This window comes from Candidatus Cloacimonadota bacterium, from assembly GCA_021734245.1.
Classification (GTDB): domain Bacteria; phylum Cloacimonadota; class Cloacimonadia; order Cloacimonadales; family TCS61; genus B137-G9.
The window spans coordinates 1-18876 of record JAIPJH010000062.1 but is presented as its reverse complement, the minus strand read 5'-3'; the positions used below and the strand labels follow the sequence as shown (position 1 = coordinate 18876).

Below are 18876 nucleotides of genomic sequence, written 5' to 3'. Positions count from 1 at the left end.
AAATATATCCATTTGTTTATGGTCGCTATTTTTTCGAAACATTACCAATACCTTTTTTCACTTATTTATGGATTCAATATGAAAAAATTCATATTTATTGAAAAGGTTTTTTTTTGATACTTTTTAGAGGGAGCTCAGATTATACAGCATAAATAAATGGAGAGTAAAAACATGAAGCTGATCGAAAAAGAAGAGATTAAAAGACTGCTGGATTCAAAAACACATTTTGCATTGGTAAATGCGCTGCGTCCTGCTGATCATGCAAAAGTACACATACCGAATTCTATCAATTTACCTATTCGACTGGATGGATTTGATGAACTGGCGGGCGAATTGATTCCTGATAAAGAAAGAAAATCGTCGTATACTGCACTGGCCCGGGCTGAACATCGTCGTCAGATGCAGCAGTTCAGCTGCAGAAATTGGGTTACACCGATGTTCAGGAATATGCTGGTGGTTTGAAAGACTGGATCAAAGCCAGACTACCTGTTATCAGAGGAGAATGAAAGAAATTATCACAATTTAATCAATAGAATTCCTCGACGCTTGCGTCGGGGTTTTCCGAAATTTCTCCCCTGTTTGAGGGGAGATACCGAAGGCAGAGGGGTAAATAATGGAAATTCGATTTTCAGCTTGCTGAATAAATTTAGCGAAATACACCTTGGCTCTGCCACGGTGATAGTCAAATTTAAGAATTTTCTTTATTTATCTTTGCAATTAATAATTCTTGTGACTGCGATAGCGTTCGCTGGCGGACATATCTGTACAAAAACGTACTGTTCCAGTCGGGTTCAGAAAACCTTAAGTTAAAACAATTCTTACAATTAGCATTTTGGCACACACTTTGCTTAATTAAAAGAAAATTGTAAATTTATTTGAGGTATTATGAGAATTAGTGTTTGCGGAATTGCCTGCGAAAAATGTCCCAGAATGCAGAAAGAAATCTGTCCAAATGGGAATGAAGGTTGTACCCCCAAATTGACGGGACCATGTAAAGTTAAACATTGTGCGGTAGAAAAAAAAGTACGCACGTGTTTCGATTGCGCTGAGTTTCCCTGTGAATTGACAAAATTGGGACCGATCAATTTTGGTTTTTGTCAGTATATTTCTGGCAGGAGTTGAAGAATGGAGGAATTATGATAATAAAAGAATTGGAGAAGTACAGAAAATTTTTTACTGAATATACTGAACTGCGTATTCAGGAAAATCGCAATACAAGAATTTCACTGGTAAAAGGTGATGTGATGAGTAATAATAGATCCAGCGAAGGTGGTGTGAGTGCCCGAGTTTACAAAGACGGCAGCTGGGGTTTTGCTTCGGATCCTGTTATATCGGATGAGATTGTGAAAAAAGTTATAAATACTGCAACTGATAATGCTGTTTTTTTAAGTAGTAAACAACAGGATAAGAAAAGTGAACTCATTTCCAGGAAGGCAAGTCTCAGTAAAGATTTCACAACAACAAAACCAAAGAAAAGCCAGAAGGAAATGATCGAATTTCTAAAAGAAATAGACGATCATATTATAGAAAAATATCCTGACCTTACATCTCGCGCAATTACTCTGGCAGCCTTAGATATGGAAAAAACACTGATAACATCCGACGAATCTTATTCCTATTCAATGATCCCCCGCTGTTTAGTTTATCTTGTACTTACCCTGGTAAAAGATGGTAAGCCCTACGATTTATTCCAATCTTATGGCGGCTTTGGTCAATTTGAAGATAACTTTGATGATCCTGCCGTTCTTTTTGACGGTATCAGAACACAATATGAACATTTGGTGAACAAAGCAGATGGAATATATGCCAAAGCTGGAATGCATGATGTGATCATGGATGCGGAACTTGCTGGAATTTTAGCTCACGAAGCCATCGGACATACAACTGAGTCTGACATCGTAAAAGGTGGCAGTGTGGCTGCTGATTACATGAACAAAAAGGCAGCCAGCGAAATTGTAAATCTGGTTGATTTTGCTAATGAAGCATTTGGTCAAATTTGCCCGGTTCCCGTGTTTGTAGATGATGAAGGAACTCTGGCTCAGGACGCAGTCATCATCAAGGATGGCGTACTGCAAAGCTACATGAACAATAAAGATACAGCACTTTATTTTGGTCATGAACTTACTGGAAATGCCCGTGCATATCGGTTCAATGATGAGCCGCTGGTTCGCATGAGAAATACAGCTATCCTACCTGGAACCTGTAAGCTGGAAGACATGATCGCATCGATAGAAGATGGCTACTATCTGATGAAATCCTACAATGGACAGGCAGACAGCACCAGCGAATTCATGTTTGGTGTGCAGCTGGGCTACGAGATCAAGAACGGCAAACTTGGTAAAGCGATCAAAGATACAACGATAAGTGGAGTGGCATTTGATGTTCTCAAATCTGTCTCAATGGTTTCGGATGATATGAGCTGGGACTGCAGCGGAATGTGCGGTAAGAAACAGCCAATTCCGGTTGGAATGGGTGGTCCTGCTATCAAGTGTCGTGTGAACATAGGAGGGAAATAATGAAAAATCTGGCAAAATATAGTTTGAAGGTATTGCAGAATGCAGGTGCAGAAAAAGCTGTATGCTATTGTTCAAAATCGGAAATGCATGAATTGAACGTTGCTTCCGGAGAGATCAGTCTGTTCCGTACAAATTTTGATACAGATATTACTTTAATTGGTATGGCGAATGATAGAAAAGGCAGCATTTCCATAAATAAAGCAGATGAAAAATCAATCGAAGCAGCAGCAGTTCAGGTAATGGAAATGGCAAATTCTTCCAATCCTGATCCAGCCAATGATATTGCCGAAAAACAACCACATAAAAATTTCAGTCATGGACCCCAAAAACCGGATTTGGATAAAATGTATTTCCGACTTTCAGAATTCATGGATTATGCAAAAAAGCATTATCCAAAAACAATAATTGAAGAGATCAATTTCAGTTTCAATAAACAACTTAGTTTTTATGCAAATTCCAATAATGTTTATTTTGAGATAGAAAAGGGAAGCTATCAATTCGTTGTGATGTTCACTACCAGAGATGGACAAAAAACTTCTTCCTTCAATTATGCAGCTCATGTTTCGAACGATCTGAATAAGCCATTCAGTGAATGCAGCAGCATAGACAGGCTTATAAAGCAATCTTCAGAGCAAACGGTGATGCATACTATTGCGGGAAAATTTGAAGGTGATGTGATATTTTCTCCGGAATGTTTGAATAATGTGATTGGAAGTGTTTTCAGTTATATTCGTGATTACAACATGATCAAAGGTAGTTCGGTTTACAAAAATAAATTGGATAAACAAATTGCGTCTGAGAAGTTGACGATCCATTCCAATCCACTTTCGGAGGAACTGGCCAGCCGCTACTCGATCACGAATGACGGATACGAAGCAAAAAATCTCACTATCATCGAAAAAGGTGTGTTGAAAAGTTTTCTTCTGGGATTGTATGGTGCCAATAAAACCGGCTTGCGAAGAGCAGTGAACAGCGGCGGCTGTTACATTATTGAGCCCGGAAATACTTCTTTTGATGAAATGATAAAATCTACAAAAAGAGGGATTCTGCTTTGCAGATTCAGTGGTGGAAATCCCAGCGATAATGGCGATTTCAGTGGTGTGGCAAAGAATAGCTATTTCATCGAAGATGGTGAGATCAAGTATCCCATCAATGAAACCATGATCACTGGAAATCTGGTGGAAATGTTGATGAATATAAAGCAGATTTCCAAAGAGCGAGAAAATCCCGGCTATCAGATCTATCCCTGGATCAAGTTTGGTGGAGTTACGATTTCCGGAAAATAAGTCTTTTTGGAGTGCAGCAATTTTTTGATGCAAAGCGACAAAATCGCTTTCATGATGAAACGGGAGTTTCGATATTAAAATTGCGTTCTCAAACTGGAGTTTAGGAACGAGAAAAAAAGCTCCCCTTTGGAAGGGGAGATGCGGCTTTAGCCGTTGAGGGGTTTTAATCATATGAAAAAACATATAACAATTTTTATATTTTTACTGGCAGTTATCTCGCTGTCAGCCAAAGAATTGATCGAGATACCATTCGCGAACGTTCCTCCCGTTATCGATGGAGCGATCAGTGAAGGTGAATGGGCTGATGCCTACTGGCATGATGAGTTTTATCAAACATCGCCTGGTGATAACACCGAGCCATCCGAAAAAACGGAAATCGGTCTAATGTATGATAACCAGAAGATCTACTTGATGGCAAAATTCTATTTCGATGATTTGAATAGAATGCGCGATAATCATTGCAGCCGTGATGCTATCTATACAACCGACCGCTGCTATTTTTATCTGGATACATTCCACAGCAATGAACGCGCTTATTATCTGGGCTGCAATGCCAATGGGGAACAGGCGGACGGAATCGTGCTGGAAGAGATCGACACGACAATCGATATTTATTATGTTTCCAGAGCTCAGAAAACCGACTACGGTTTTTCGCTGGAGATCATGCTGCCTCTGGAAAGCATCAAATACAAGAGCGGCCGGAACGTAGAATGGGGATTTTTCTGCAAACGATTGATTCCTGCCGGCACGGAAGAAATATCCAGCCACAAGGTTCAGCGGGGCGGCGGAAATTATTATGATAATTATGCCGTGATCCGTTTTGCGGATTTGCCCACCAACCGCAATCTGAAGCTCATTCCAGCTCTTGTTGCAGATTATAACAGATTTGAAGATAAAGTTGCAGATGCAGAGGAAACCGATAAAAATCTGGAATCGGAACTGAATGTTTTTTATGAACCGAATTCCAGCTTGATGACCAGATTTACTTTCAATCCCGATTTCAATATAATCGAAGCAGACGGCTTGGAAATCGATGTGAATGACCGCTATCCGCGTTATTATCAGGAAAAGCGTCCCTTCTTCATCGAGCAGACGAATCCGTTCCAAACCGATGTGAATATCTTCTACACTCGCCAGATCGTAAATCCCATTGCCGGAGCCAAACTTTCCGGTTCGTTCGGCAGCACATCGGTTTTTGCGCTGGCAGCAGTAGATAAGGATGTGCCGGGAGGAAGATTCTTCTGGAACAACAGCTATGAAAACAAAACGGAAAACACAATTTTTGGCTTTGCCAGCCTTTGCCGTAAATTCGGCGGGAACGGATTTCTGCGTGGCGCTGCAGCTATACGAAGATTTGATGATATGAACAATATGGTTCTAAGTTTCGATGCTAATAAGCGCTTTTCTCAAGCTGTGAATGCAGATTTCCAGGTTGTAGGTTCTACGAATGACACCGAAAACAGCCAGCAGGAAAAAGAAACCAAAAATGGAATTGCTGCTGCTGTAGATTTGGATTTCTATAACGGGACCTGGTTTATCAACAACGAATTCAAAGCGGTTTCGCAGGATTTCCGCGCCGATCTGGGTTTTCTGGACGATGTGGATTTTGTGAAGTACAATAATCGTCTGGAATATCAGATTCATGCTGATACAGACGAAGATCTGATCCGCTATATGGAAATAGCTTCCAGTCAGAATATCAAATATGCTTTCGACCTGCAGGATGTGAAATCGCATTACTGGGAGATCATGAACGGCGCTATCCTGATGAACTCTTTTGAATATTGGACCGGTTTTGAGGTGATCATGGATCATTTCTACGGCAGAGATTATTACACCCATTATCCCTGGCTGAGCCTTAAATATGAACTGACAAAACATATCAAGCTGGAAACGCTTCTGGTGGATGGCGTGAACGTTTATTACAATTTTGATACTCTCAAAGGTGAATTCGGCGATTTCTATAAATATGAGAATACTGTTCAACTGCGACCGAACAATCTGCTGGATCTTGAATTCAAGCAGAAATATCATGAAACGGAAGACAAATACATTGCCCGTTCCTATGAAGTGAAAGCAAAATTCCAGTTCCACAAGAATTTCTGGGTTCGTCTCATAGCGCAAGCCATCAATCATGATCTGATCAGAGCGGAAGCCAATCCTAATCGTATAAGTGTTTATCCGTTGTTTGCTTACAAACCAAGTTCGCAAACTGCGATCTACCTTGGTGCAACAGGAACGGAAGAAAAGATCAGTCCAATTGCAGCTCGGGATTACATCGAAAATTATCGGGACTTGACGTATTTTCTGAAGATCAGTTATACGTTTGATGTGATGTGAATTAATACTTTCCCGCACCTTCTTTCACAGATTCTTGGGGGAGATGTGGGAAAGTTGAGAAGATTAGAAAATCTGAAGGATGGTGGCCAAAATTGAAAGAAACTTACCCAAAACTGGTGAGGGATAACTTGAAAGAACTTCTGGGAAAGTAATGATGGAGAATACAGAATTTGGAGTGCATACGGCAGCTGCCGAATGCCAGGCGACGCAGTCGCTTCCAAAAAGAAACAGGAGTTTCGAAATAAAATTGCGTTGCCAGACAGGAGTTTTGAAACGAGAAATCAACTCCCCTTTGGAAGGGGAGATGTCCCGAAAGCTTTCGGGACAGAGGGGTTTGGTAAGTTCGATTAAGATTTTAAATAAATAAACAAAGCCCTCTCAGTGGAATGTCCACAGGATTCCACGGGATAAATTTTGATTCTTCCTTTCCGTCTTCATTGCATTACGCCGCGACGAGACGAAGGGGGCAAAGTAAAGGATAAGTTATGGATTTTACTTTTATAATAGCATTAGGATTATTTCTTTTAGTACTATTTTTAATTTTTTTGTATTTAAGAAATAAATACGGTGATCAACTAACAAATTTTAAAGTCTATTTCTATTTAGGCGTTCTTTTTATAATTCTCGGAATAGCAATCAAATACTTAGTTTTTTCTTTTTTAGGATTTATTTCAATGACAGTCGGTTTAGTTAATAAAAAGAAATGGAGAGATTTTGAGGATTGGCAAAATATTTCCTCCAGAAAGAAGAAAATTAAAATTGTTATCGTAGTGTTATTAACAATTATTTTTCTATATCTTTCCATTACGAACTTTTGGTTGAGGTAAAAAAATGAATGAAACAATTAATATTCTCATGAATCACAAATCGATTCGCAATTACACCGACGAAGTACCTTCGGAAGAAGTGATTGAAACGATCGTCAAAGCAGGACAGCAAGCCGCTTTTGCCGGTCAATTGGGAAGTTTGATTTTATCACGAGATAAAGCAAAACATCCTTTTAAAGCACCTCTTTTTTTCATTGTTTGCGTGGATCTTCATCGCATGCAGAAAGTTATGAAGGAACGTAATTGGGATCTGGTTTCCTGCGATCTGGCTATGTTCATGTTTGGAGTTCAGGATGCTTGTTACTTAGCGCAGAATCTGGTGATTGCTGCAGAAAGTTTAGGGCTTGGAACCTGCTATCTTGGTTTCGTGCCTTTCAATGCCGATAAAATGATCGAAAAGTTTAAGCTTCCAGCAAAAGTATTTCCGCTGGTGGGAATTTCCGTGGGTTATCCAGATGAAAATCCACCTGTTCGTCCGCGTTATCCAATGGATTGTGCCTGTTATGAAGGTGAATATCCTGAATTTACAGAAGAGCAGATTTCCAATGCTATGAATGTGATGGATGATGGCTACGTGGCACAGGATTATTACAAAGGTGGCAAAATCATGATAAAGCTGGAAAATGAAAATAGAGAAGAAACTTTCGATGGAAAAACTTATAGCTGGACGGAACACATTTCCCGCAAATGGGGACAATGGCTGCAAAATCCTGAAGAAATGAGAGAAGTCTTTAAGAAATACGGTTTTGAGTTTTAGAACGGAACGTAAGAACAATTGAAAGAATTATAGAAGTGAAAAAGTCATCCTGAGTGATTCGGTTTGCCGGATTATATCGAAGGATATGGCATTGTTAATATTGGCTTGCCACATGCTTCGATGAACTCAGCATGACAAATCAAGTTCCCCATTTTGGTTGTGGCTTTGTGTGCAAAACGTCATCCTTAGGCTTTTCTAAAGGGGAGAAGTCCAGCAACAGCAGGACAGAGGGGTTTTTAATTTAATTAATGATTTGTTAATGAAAACCCCCTTTGGTTCCCCATTATGAAGGGGGACAATACGGAAAAATTGAAAAATATAAATCGGAGGAAAAATGTCGTATAATGAATTAGTAAAACAGCAAAATCAGAAGATCGAGAAAAGTTTTCTTCAAACTCTCGAGCAGATCAAAACGATTTGGGAAAAGCTGAAAGATGACGATTCCAAATATGGAAATTATCTATTTCAGATAGCAGATAAAATTCTCTATTTCTCGGAACTGGAAAGTGAACTGACTGATGATTATCACAGAAAAAATGATCTTAAAGTTCTGCAGAAAACTAACAGAGAATTCTATCAGGAGATTCTACCCGAAAACTACGAAGAAAGTTATGCAAATCCAGAATTCTGCGTAAAAGAATTCGGTCAGGAAATGGGTTCTGCTTTATCTGCATATTATGTAAATTATCGCAGTTATACCACTTACAGTTTTCAGCATCTTCGCTTTCAAATGGAGAAGTGGAACAAGATTTTTATAGATGTTGTTGATATGTTGCAGAATGGTGATGTTGATCCTGATGAATTTAAAAAACTTTCAACCAGGATATTTACTACCAAAGATGTTGAAGCACAAAGAAGATATCTTACTTTCAACTATCATGCAGATACAGAAATCTACCAGAAAATCGTGCAGAATGCAGATCTTAATGACATTCGTTACTTGTATCAGTATGGCAGGAATATCACTGCCAATGAAATAAATACTGCTGAATTTTTGATGGAATATCCGCAATCCAGGATCGATGTACTGGCTGAGGCGATCACAAAAGGATTTATTCGCGGCTTTGAACTAGCTAAAAAGGATATCAGCAACAAAAAATCAGTTGGATTATTCTATCATTTAGGTCAGGAAAAGATCGTAAAAACTCTTATCAAGAAATTGGAAGAAGTAAACCTGAAACCGATACTATCCATGATCTTCACAACTAATCCCAATAAACAATATCGTTACGATCACCGTTTTGACAATGCTCTGTATATGAACGAAAAATTTGTGGAAATTATAAATTCAGCCCAGAAGGAAGCTGCTGAAGCCTGCGGAGATTTTATGAAAGAATATGCCGGACCGATCTATTTTGATCCGTTTGGTGAAAAACCTTTTGCACCAAAATCGAAAGCAGACTGCTTGAAACTGAGTTCAGAGCAGCAGAAGCTTTCCCAAAAGCAAAACATGACATTCCGTCAGATAATAGATCAGTACATTCCACGCAGCAAATCAAGTTTCTGTATCGTTGGTTTTCCACTTCCGGAAATAGGCGATCAATTCGAAGAAATTTTCGAAGAAACCATCGGCATCAATATGATGGATACGATCAAACACGAAGAAATTCAACAGCATATTGTAGATACTCTGGACAAAGCGGAATTTGTTCATGTGAAAGGTAAAAACGGTAATTTGACAGACATCAAAATTAAAATGCATAAACTTAGCGATCCTGCCAGACAGACCAATTTCGTGAACTGTGGTGCAGATGTGAACATTCCTGTAGGCGAAGTATTTACCTCACCAGTTCTAAAAGATACAAATGGAACTCTGCACCTGAAAGAAACTTTCCTGAAAGACCTTAAATTTATCGATCTGAATTTGAAATTCAAAGATGGTTATGTAGAAGAACATTCCTGTGCAAACTTTGATAACGAAGAAGATAACAAGAAATACATCGAAGAAAATCTGCTTTTCCCACACAAAACTCTACCGATCGGGGAATTTGCCATTGGAACCAATACGAAAGCTTATGTGATGGCTCAGAAGTTTGATATTCTGCCTTTATTACCGATTCTCATCGTGGAAAAAATGGGACCGCATTTTGCCATCGGTGATACCTGCTTCAGCTTTGAAGAAGATTTTGCAGTTTTCAATCCTATCGACAACAAAGAGATAATCGCGCGTGAAAATGAACGCAGTGCTCTCAGGAAAGAGGATATCAATAAAGCTTATACAAATTGTCATACAGATATCACTCTTCCATACGAAGATCTGGATTTCATCACTGCAATCTCAGAAAATGGGGAAGAGTTCGATATAATTCGCGATGGACGTTTTGTTGTATCGGGAACGGAAGAATTGAATATTCCGCTGGATGATCCGGCTTCGAAGTGATCCGGCTTCGAAGTGAAAGAAAAGTGAAAGAACTGCGCCGTGATTTGAGGGAAGATGATCCGGCTTCGAAGTGAAAGAAAAGTGAAAGAACTGCGCCGTGATCTGCGAGAAGTGAGATTTATCCGCCTCAGGCAGACTGGGAGACTTTGAGACTGTGGGACTTTGTGATTGTGAGACAGGGAGATCGTGAGACTTTGTGAATTTGTGACTTTGGGACTATGAGATGCCGAGACGCTGAACTGCTGAAATGCTGACACGCTGATCTGCTGAATAAAAAAACGGAACCGAAGTTCCGCAGTAAAATTAAAAAATCAAAAAAAAATCTACTGATTTTCCTTCCAGGTTTTATAAAGAGGTAGCAAACTATGAGCATCACTCATATCTTCTTTCACGTTTGTTTTAAATGAGAATTCAGTTGCATTTGCCGGCCAAACAATTATGGGGAAATCACGATCATAACCCAGATAATTACCATTTGTATCCAGCAGAGTTTCGCTTAAAGAACCCATGTAGTACATCACAGGAGCACAGCTGCAATCTTCATAACGATAAAATCCAGCATCTTCCAGATTATCAAAAGTAAATACAAACTTTCCATAAAGTTTACCGTTTTCTTCATAGATTTCTTTGCGCTTAATGTTGTAGCCAGGGTTATCAGTTTCAAAAACTGTACCATTTACGTAATCGTCTATCAGCTCACCAAAGTCATCAAATGAGACATCTTTACCTTCATCTTCTTCAGATACGATGTTTTCAAAAATTACCGTTCCACTGCCAGAACCATCAGGATTGATCTTAAAACTATAGAGCTTATTCTCAGTTGTAAGACATCCGTTTATCAACAAACTCAACAGCACCAAAACCGCAATTCGAAATGCGATCTTCCGAAACATTTCCACCTCCATTTGGATAGATTTTAATAATCCTAATATCTAAAGATCAGATATTCGAAATTTATCCATAGGTGTCAAATTATTTTAATCTAAGAATTCCTCGCTGCTCTGCATCGGGGTTTTCCAAATTTTCTCCCCTGTTTGAGGGGAGATCCGGCAGTTGCCGGAGAGGGGTAAATAAGGAAAATTCGATTTTCAGCTTGCCGAAATAAATTTGGCGAAATATACCTTGGCTCTGCCACGATGATAGTCAAATTTAAGAATTTTCTTTATTTCAGTAGATATTGTTAAATCTTACCGCAGGTCTTGTTCATCATTTAAAAATGCTTATTGAATACTTTTCATTAAACTAAAAATACACAGTAAAAAATTTTTTAAAAGTAATCATGAAAATCTGTATTTATATGAAATATATAGTATTTAACATTATTGAAAATATCCATTCTAAAAGAAAAATATTAAAAAAAAATGGTTGACATCGAGAAAGGTTGATTTTTTTTTGATAGTGTTAAATTTAGTAAAAAATACAGAAGGAGGATACATGAAAACTAAATTAGCATTTGTATTTGTACTGATATTATGTTTCAGTACTTTGGCGTTTGGCGAAAACTGGACAATCGAACTAAGGCCGGCTATGAACATGCCAACTGGTGATTTTAATGATGCCGAATTGGAAAGTGGAATCGGAGTGGATGCAAGAATTGCCTACCGGGTTATGCCACATCTGGATGTCTTTACAGGTTGGAGTTGGACAAACTTTGCTGGTGAGAATGATCTTGACTTTGAAGAAACCGGTTATGATCTTGGTGTAAGATTTATTCATCCCTTTGCAAGTTATTCATTTCATTATTTGCTGGAAGGCGCTGCTACTTATAAACATGTAGAATTAGAAGATGGTGATGATATTATTGGTGATAGTGATCATGCTTTAGGTTTCCAGCTTGGTGCTGGCATAGTTTATAAGATCAGTCCAAAAATTTCTCTTCAACCAACAGTAAGATATAATACTCTTACAAGCGAAGTGGAATTCGACGATTTGGATATTACTTCGGAAGGTGATCTTAACTATATTTCACTTGGTTTGGGAATAGCCTGGAACTTCTAAATAAGAAATTTGAATATATTGAATGACTCTGAACTTTTGTTTGGAGTCATTTTTTATCTGTAGCTTATCTTTTTCCAGGAGACCACTTAAATCATTGATATTTATATTCACTTCTTCAACAATATTTTTTAGGAGGTATTAATGAAAATATTAGTGATCTTTGGCAGTGCACGCCGCAAGAACAGCTTTCTGGTTACAAAACAATTTGAAACTGCTTTGCAGAAACTGGCAGATTATAATTTCGAATATATTTTTCTGAACAAAGTCGATTTGAAGATATGTAAGGGTTGTCATGTGTGTTTATTCTATGGGGAAGAAAAATGTCCTCTCAATGATATCGCAGCTGATATATTTAGCAAAATGCTAGAAGCTGATGGTATAATTTTCGTCTCTCCGGTCTATGTTTCGCAAGTAACAGGTCTGATGAAAAATTTCATCGATCGATTTTCATTTCTTTGTCATCGTCCACAGCTCTACCATCAACATAGTATGATAATCTCTACTACCGGTGTGATGGATTTGAAATCTGTTCTTAATTATCTGGAAAAAGTATCGCTAATGTGGGGAATGCGTTCAGTAACGAAATTGGGTATTGTTACACCGCCCGATAAAGAAAAAAAAGAAATAACCGGAGACAAAAGAATTATTAAAACTGCCCGGCAATTTCATAAGCAAATGAAAGCAGAAAACTGGTCGCCAAAACTAAGCCAGCTAATTCAGTTTCGGGCCCAAAAGACATTTCTCACCAGCGAGAAAATCAAGGAATTTTCACCCAGAGATTTTCAATATTACAGCCAAATTAAAAAGCAATCTTATCATATTCCGGTGAAGATAAATATTTTCAAAAGATTAATATCCTGGCTGGTAGAAAAAATGATTCAGTTTCAGGTAAAAAAACGGAAAAATAAAGTAACTTGATCTGCCAGATCGTGAAGAGAGACTCTGGGATTCTGAGTTGCTGAAATGCTGAATTGCTCAATTCTTAGCAGGCTGAAAGGTTGTCGAAACGAATGAAGACTAACAAGATAGATTACCTTAAATAGCCTTTCAGAACTTTAGCCGCTGCAAAGAAGGGATCTTTTATTCATCCCCAACTCAAGCTTTGCTTTAAGTCGGGATTTTAGACTAAAAAAATTTCCATATATCCTCTTCTACTCATAAACTCTTACACGATTTTCCACATCAACTCATTAACCCATCAACTTCTTCCAGTTTTTCTCTCATCATTCACATTTCAAATTGAGAAAATGTTTTGAGCTTGACAGATGATATTCTAAAAAGGAAATCAAATTTGGAATTATTAAAAAAATACAAAGGAAAAGAAATGCAATACTTTCAGAAGTATTAGAAAGAAGGAAAACTATGCATCTCCACGGAATATATTATTCAGAACCGGTTTACCGGCCGCCCAGTGAGGCGAACAGCCTGCTGATCCAGGTTACGGAAGGCTGCACTTACCGTTGCAGTTTCTGTTTTGCCAATCTCAAGAAATTCAAAGTTCGGGATCTGGCTGATATCAAGAAAGATATGGACACTGCCAGGAAGGTTTATGGAGCTGATGTTCGCAAAATGTTCTTTCTGGATGGCAATGCCATGGTGATAAGCTTTCATAAACTTCATGAGTTGTGCGAATATGCCACTAAGTTGTTTCCCCGCTTAAACCGCATCGGAACTTATGCTCATGCCAAAGATATTTTAGCCAAAAGCGATGCGGAGTTACGCTCTCTGCAGGAAGCAGGATTGGAGATCGTTTATATCGGCATCGAGAGTGGCAACGACCAGCAGCTGGCCAAAGCGGGTAAGAGAGTGACGGCAGATGAGATCGTGGCGTCATTTCATAAATGCTTTGAAGCAGGCATCACACCTTCCGGCACGATCATTCTGGGTTTAACAGGCCGGGACGTGAAATTGGCAGAACAACATATATTGGACACGGCAAATCTGGTGAATAGAGCCAGCCCGGTTCATGTTGTAAAGGAAGGACCATTGCCAGTTTGGTATATTTCCTGTCTGGCTTTGATGTTTCCAGATGGTTCAGATGTAAAGAGAGATGCAGAAGCAGGAACCTTGACCCCGCAGACGGCAATCGGTATTATGCAGGAGATGAAACTATTGATCGAGAACATAAATGACGAAGTGAAAAATTGTGTTTTCCGTAGTAATCATGCTTCCAATTACCTGCCTGTCAAAGGTCGTCTCAGCCGGGATCGCGAAAAGATACTTCATCAGATAAATTATGCTCTTGACCATCCGGAGAATGTGAAGCCGGAATATTTGAGAGGATTGTGATTTAACAAAACCAACTTCTGAATTGCTTCAGGAGTTAGCTTCTCTTATCAGGGGAAGTCCAGTCTGGATCTTTGCTTTTATAAATAATAACTTACGAAATACATTGCCTTAAATAGCCTTTCAGAATTTTTGTCGCAACAAAGAAGGGATGTTGTATTCATCCTCAACTCAAGCTTTGCCTTAAGTCGAGTCTGAATGATATCTATTGGGAGAAATAAATGCAGAAGATAAAAAATATAGCGATCATTGCGCACGTGGATCATGGTAAAACAACGCTGATAGATGCTGCTTTGCAGCAGTTGGGAGTTTTCCGCGCCAATGAAAAAGTAGATGAACGCGTGATGGATTCCAACGATCTGGAGCGGGAGCGAGGAATAACGATCTTTTCCAAAAACGCATCCATATTTTATAAAGATTACAAGATCAATATCGTCGATACGCCCGGTCATGCCGATTTCGGCGGCGAAGTGCAACGCATTATGAAGATGGTTGATTGTGTACTTTTATTGGTGGACGCCTTTGAAGGTCCGATGCCGCAAACCAAATATGTGCTGAAGAAGTCATTGGAACTTGGTCTTAGTCCTATCGTTGTGATCAATAAGATCGACCGTCCCAACAGTCGCCCCAAAGATGTGCTGGAAATGATTTTCGATCTTTTCATTGAGCTTAATGCCAATGACCATCAGCTGGATTTCCCGATAGTTTATGCTTCCGGACGCGACGGTATTGCCAAATATGAACTGGAAGATGAAAATAGCGATTTCATTCCGCTGTTCGAAACTATCATCAAGCACGTTCCCGATTCTGTAGGAGAGGTAGATAAGCCTTTACAGATGCTGATCTCAGCTATCGAATACGACAATTATCTGGGTAAGATCGGAACCGGTAAGATCAAAAATGGCTCAGTTTCGCAGGGGCAGGAAATCGTTCTTCTAAAAAGGGACGGCGAGCGTTTGTTATACAGAATTTCCAAGATTTTTCAATATGTCGAATTAAAGAAACAGGAGATCAAAAAAGCTCTGGCCGGCGACATTGTTTCTTTGGCAGGAATGGAAATGGTGGATGTGGGTGAAACAGTTGCCGATAAAGAACATCCGATCCCTTTACCACTCATCGAGATAGATGCACCAACGCTGGCTATGAAGTTCCGGGTAAATGATTCTCCATTTGCCGGGCGGGAAGGTCGTTATCTCACTTCCAGAAAGATTCTGGAACGGTTGCAAAGAGAATTGCAGAGCAATGTGAGTTTGGTCTTGGAAGAAACATCGTCTCCCGATGAATTCATCGTAAAAGGCAGGGGAGAGCTGCAGCTTTCCATTTTGATAGAAAATATGCGGCGGGAAGGATATGAATTTCAGGTTTCCAAACCAAAAGTTATATTCCGTGAATTGAAAGGGAAAAAGACAGAACCTATCGAACTGGTAATGGTTGATACCGACAATGATTTTGCCGGAACAGTCATCGAAATGCTATCCTTGCGTAAAGGTGAAATGCTGGACATGGTGCAGGGAACAGACGGCTACACGCGCCTGGAGTATAAAGTTCCAGCTCGTGGTCTGATCGGATTCAGGAATGAATTTCTTACTTCCACACGCGGAACTGGAGTGATAAATCACAGTTTCTATGAATATGAATACTTCAAAGGTGAGATTCCCCAGAAGAAACGAGGAGCATTGATCGCCATGGAAAAAGGTTTTGCAACTGCTTATTCATTGAATGCATTTGCACCACGTGGAATTATGTTCGTAGAGCCCGGAACGGAAGTGTATGAAGGCATGATTATCGGCGAACACTCGCGGGATAACGATCTGGTTTTAAATATTGTACGAGGAAAAAAACTTACAAACGTAAGAGCTGCAGGTTCCGATGATACCGTGAAGCTGGTACCACCAAGAAAATTCTCGCTGGAACAGGCATTGGAATACATCGAGGATGACGAACTGCTGGAGATAACTCCGCACAATATGAGATTTCGCAAGAAAGTATTAAAAGCTGTCGACCGGCAGAGAATGCGTGGACAGGAATCTTCCTGAAACTGGTAGGATAGAAGCGGGGCAGCGTAGTTTTGCTCTGATTCACCAACTTTCTCCCTGAATTTAAGAGGAGAGGTAGAAGGCAGAAATTGAACCTGAATTCAGGTTCTCTGAAAATATTTTTCTTGCCTTGTTCTATGCAAATTTCTTTTTTGTACACATGAAAATAGAAAAAATAAATATTTGTTTAAATAACTGGTGGTGGAACTGAGAGTTCCACTGACCTGATAATACAAAGTTAACTGCGGGTAGTGGAAACACTATCCGCGGTTTTTTTTTGCCGCGGTTTCGAACAGGAACTGCGGCATTTTTTTATCAAATATAGAATGAGTTCTGCATAATAGATTGTTTTCGTCTTCCTGACGTTTTCTTCCATGTTGTTCTCAGGAAGGAACTCGCTTTAATGAGATTCTTCAGCAGAAATTTATTGGGAGAAACTTCAGAATGACGGCATTTTTTAATTATGCAGAATCCTTAAAATCTAGAGAGAAAGGAGGGAATTATAATTTTATAAATCAGTTTTCAAAAAAAAAAAACAATATGAAAAGGAGAAAAAAATGCAGAAGCAATTAGCAGCAAAAAGAGAAATGGTTTTGGATATGCCAGATCAAAAAGGGTGTTTTGGAACGTATGGAGGTAGCTTTCTACCTGAAGAACTGCAAGTTATAATCGATGAGATCACAGAAAGTTATTTGAAGTTGAAGGAGAATCCGATATTCAAACTGGAACTTCAGGAATTGAATCAATCATACACAGGGCGGCCCAGTCCGATCTATTATGCAGAATCTTTATCCCGCAACTGTAAAGGAGCCCAGATTTTTTTAAAAAGAGAAGACCTGAATCACACCGGAGCTCATAAGATTAATCATTGCCTGGGTGAAGCCCTGCTGGCCAAATACATGGGCAAGAAGAAACTTATAGCAGAAACAGGTGCAGGACAGCATGGCGTGGCTTTGTCAACCGCAGCTGCACTGGTTGGCCTTCCCTGCGAGATTTATATGGGTGAGGTAGATGTAGAAAAGGAATATCCCAATGTCATCAGGATGAAGATCCTGGGAGCTAAAGTACATACTGTATCAGAGGGAACAAGAACATTGAAAGATGCTGTAGATGCTGCTTTTAAAGCTTATCTTCAGGATCCTGTAGATCAATTTTATGCGATAGGCTCTGTGGTAGGACCTCATCCTTTCCCAATGATGGTCCGAGATTTCCAGGAGATTGTCGGCAAAGAAGCGAAAGAACAGTTTGCTGCCAGGTACAACAAGTTACCAGATAACCTGGTTGCCTGTGTGGGTGGTGGTTCCAATGCTATTGGGCTGTTCACTGCATTCCTGCCGGATGAAGATGTAAATATCTTTGGTGTAGAACCGGCTGGTCTGGGTTTGGAAACAGCAGATCACGCAGCTACTCTGACTCTGGGCAAAGCAGGAGTGATCCATGGCTTTAAATGTTATCTTTTGCAGGATGATTCTGGTAATCCTCTGCGGGTTTATTCTGTTGCCAGTGGCTTGGATTATCCTGGAGTAGGTCCTCAGCACAGTTATTTAAAAGATATAGGCAGGATAAATTATAAGACAATAACAGATGCTGAAGCTATCGAAGCTTTCTTTCAACTTTCCAGGTTGGAAGGCATCATTCCCGCTTTGGAAAGTGCTCACGCAGTGGCTTATGCTATGAAGCTGGCATCCGAATTACCAGAAACTAAAACGATCCTGGTCAATCTTTCCGGCAGAGGAGATAAAGATATCGATTTCGTGGCTAGAAAATACGGTAGAGAATATGATATAACCTGAAGATTACAAAATTAAGCCTGATCGGTTTTTAACCGATCAGGCATATCTTCTTTAATCTAAGAATTCCTCGCTGCTCTGCGTCGGGGTTTTCCGAAATTTCTCCCCTGTTTGAGGGGAGATGCCGAAGGCAGAGGGGTAAATAATGAAAATTCGATTTTCAGCTTGCTGAAATAAATTTAGCGAAATACACCTTGGCTCTGCCACGGTGATAGTCTAATTTAAGAATTTTCTTTATTGGTTTGTTATTTGTGCAAACGGTTGAAACCGTTATCCGGCATATTTCCCGCATCAATATTCCCACGAATGAATTCGTGGGCTTTACTGGATAGGTTTTTGGCGGGCAAAGTAGCTATAATTTCATATATTACAATAAATTAGGTTTACACCATCCAAATTTTTCGGTGGAAGGGTGAAATATTCTTTTAGGAAATGATAAGTAATTTGTAAGATTCACAAAAAAACGAAAGCTCCTTACGAGATTTTATCGCAGAAGCTTTCGTGTAAGGTAAGTAATGTTATTCTTCTATTTTCTCCAACTTTTCTTTGTTGAATTTGGCGGCTAGAATACCCATCGGAGCCCAGATAAACAGAAAATGCGAAAATGTGCCGTATTGAATAATCTTAAGAACTTCATTCTTGAATTCTGTACCTTTCAGC

14 protein-coding genes are annotated in these 18876 nt (G+C 39.4%); 13 read left to right on the top strand and 1 reads right to left on the bottom strand.

The genetic code is table 11. From position 1 onward, the window contains the following. The first annotated feature begins 171 nt into the window (after positions 1-171). From K9N40_09640 to K9N40_09605, 8 genes are all read left to right on the top strand, one after another. Entirely contained in the window at positions 172-462 is a 291-nt protein-coding gene (locus tag K9N40_09640) for a rhodanese-like domain-containing protein (GenBank protein MCF7814728.1), read from the top strand. A 423-nt stretch (positions 463-885) separates the two neighbouring features. Then, positions 886-1122 carry a DUF3795 domain-containing protein gene (locus tag K9N40_09635; GenBank protein ID MCF7814727.1) on the top strand — a complete coding sequence of 79 codons (237 nt, stop codon included), beginning with the start codon at positions 886-888 and terminating at the stop codon, positions 1120-1122. A 14-nt stretch (positions 1123-1136) separates the two neighbouring features. Further along, positions 1137-2516 (top strand): TldD/PmbA family protein, encoded by a 1380-nt coding sequence (locus K9N40_09630; protein MCF7814726.1) that lies wholly within the window; start codon positions 1137-1139, stop codon positions 2514-2516. Then, a complete protein-coding gene (locus tag K9N40_09625) occupies positions 2516-3802 on the top strand; it encodes a TldD/PmbA family protein (GenBank protein ID MCF7814725.1) in 1287 nt (428 codons plus the stop codon). The genes K9N40_09630 and K9N40_09625 overlap by 1 nt, the downstream gene beginning before the upstream one ends. A gap of 171 nt (positions 3803-3973) precedes the next feature. Next, entirely contained in the window at positions 3974-6142 is a 2169-nt protein-coding gene (locus K9N40_09620; protein MCF7814724.1) for a hypothetical protein, read from the top strand. Between the two features lie 485 nt (positions 6143-6627). Continuing rightward, the gene (locus tag K9N40_09615; GenBank protein ID MCF7814723.1) at positions 6628-6969 is read left to right on the top strand and encodes a DUF3040 domain-containing protein; all 342 of its coding nucleotides are present in this window, start codon (positions 6628-6630) and stop codon (positions 6967-6969) included. A 4-nt stretch (positions 6970-6973) separates the two neighbouring features. Next, positions 6974-7726: a nitroreductase family protein gene (locus tag K9N40_09610; GenBank protein MCF7814722.1), complete on the top strand. Its 753-nt coding sequence runs from the start codon at positions 6974-6976 to the stop codon at positions 7724-7726. 334 nt (positions 7727-8060) lie between these two features. Continuing rightward, positions 8061-10106, top strand: coding sequence for an aminopeptidase (locus tag K9N40_09605; protein ID MCF7814721.1), 2046 nt, complete (start codon positions 8061-8063; stop codon positions 10104-10106). Positions 10107-10429: 323 nt separating this feature from the next. Here K9N40_09605 and K9N40_09600 read toward each other — a convergent pair whose 3' ends face one another. Further along, positions 10430-10999: a hypothetical protein gene (locus K9N40_09600; protein ID MCF7814720.1), complete on the bottom strand. Its 570-nt coding sequence runs from the start codon at positions 10997-10999 to the stop codon at positions 10430-10432. A gap of 541 nt (positions 11000-11540) precedes the next feature. Between K9N40_09600 and K9N40_09595 the strand changes: the two genes are divergently transcribed. The 5 genes from K9N40_09595 to trpB all read left to right on the top strand — a co-directional run bounded on the left by K9N40_09595 (position 11541) and on the right by trpB (position 18219). Next, positions 11541-12104, top strand: coding sequence for a porin family protein (locus K9N40_09595; GenBank protein ID MCF7814719.1), 564 nt, complete (start codon positions 11541-11543; stop codon positions 12102-12104). Between the two features lie 141 nt (positions 12105-12245). Next, positions 12246-13022 (top strand): NAD(P)H-dependent oxidoreductase, encoded by a 777-nt coding sequence (locus K9N40_09590; GenBank protein MCF7814718.1) that lies wholly within the window; start codon positions 12246-12248, stop codon positions 13020-13022. A gap of 444 nt (positions 13023-13466) precedes the next feature. Beyond that, positions 13467-14393: a radical SAM protein gene (locus K9N40_09585; GenBank protein ID MCF7814717.1), complete on the top strand. Its 927-nt coding sequence runs from the start codon at positions 13467-13469 to the stop codon at positions 14391-14393. 218 nt (positions 14394-14611) lie between these two features. Continuing rightward, the gene (gene typA / locus K9N40_09580) at positions 14612-16426 is read left to right on the top strand and encodes a translational GTPase TypA (GenBank protein MCF7814716.1); all 1815 of its coding nucleotides are present in this window, start codon (positions 14612-14614) and stop codon (positions 16424-16426) included. A 587-nt stretch (positions 16427-17013) separates the two neighbouring features. Beyond that, positions 17014-18219, top strand: coding sequence for a tryptophan synthase subunit beta (gene trpB / locus K9N40_09575; protein ID MCF7814715.1), 1206 nt, complete (start codon positions 17014-17016; stop codon positions 18217-18219). Positions 18220-18876: the final 657 nt, after the last annotated feature.

What these genes read in the sequence shown, in the direction of transcription:
- trpB (MCF7814715.1), top strand. Translation starts at nt 17,014, where the DNA reads ATGGTTTTGGATATGCCAGATCAAAAAGGGTGTTTTGGAACGTATGGA.
- K9N40_09600 (MCF7814720.1), bottom strand. Translation starts at nt 10,999, where the DNA reads ATGTTTCGGAAGATCGCATTTCGAATTGCGGTTTTGGTGCTGTTGAGT.
- K9N40_09620 (MCF7814724.1), top strand. Translation starts at nt 3,974, where the DNA reads ATGAAAAAACATATAACAATTTTTATATTTTTACTGGCAGTTATCTCG.
- K9N40_09590 (MCF7814718.1), top strand. Translation starts at nt 12,246, where the DNA reads ATGAAAATATTAGTGATCTTTGGCAGTGCACGCCGCAAGAACAGCTTT.
- K9N40_09595 (MCF7814719.1), top strand. Translation starts at nt 11,541, where the DNA reads ATGAAAACTAAATTAGCATTTGTATTTGTACTGATATTATGTTTCAGT.
- typA (MCF7814716.1), top strand. Translation starts at nt 14,612, where the DNA reads ATGCAGAAGATAAAAAATATAGCGATCATTGCGCACGTGGATCATGGT.
- K9N40_09605 (MCF7814721.1), top strand. Translation starts at nt 8,061, where the DNA reads ATGTCGTATAATGAATTAGTAAAACAGCAAAATCAGAAGATCGAGAAA.
- K9N40_09610 (MCF7814722.1), top strand. Translation starts at nt 6,974, where the DNA reads ATGAATGAAACAATTAATATTCTCATGAATCACAAATCGATTCGCAAT.
- K9N40_09635 (MCF7814727.1), top strand. Translation starts at nt 886, where the DNA reads ATGAGAATTAGTGTTTGCGGAATTGCCTGCGAAAAATGTCCCAGAATG.
- K9N40_09585 (MCF7814717.1), top strand. Translation starts at nt 13,467, where the DNA reads ATGCATCTCCACGGAATATATTATTCAGAACCGGTTTACCGGCCGCCC.
- K9N40_09625 (MCF7814725.1), top strand. Translation starts at nt 2,516, where the DNA reads ATGAAAAATCTGGCAAAATATAGTTTGAAGGTATTGCAGAATGCAGGT.
- K9N40_09615 (MCF7814723.1), top strand. Translation starts at nt 6,628, where the DNA reads ATGGATTTTACTTTTATAATAGCATTAGGATTATTTCTTTTAGTACTA.
- K9N40_09640 (MCF7814728.1), top strand. Translation starts at nt 172, where the DNA reads ATGAAGCTGATCGAAAAAGAAGAGATTAAAAGACTGCTGGATTCAAAA.
- K9N40_09630 (MCF7814726.1), top strand. Translation starts at nt 1,137, where the DNA reads ATGATAATAAAAGAATTGGAGAAGTACAGAAAATTTTTTACTGAATAT.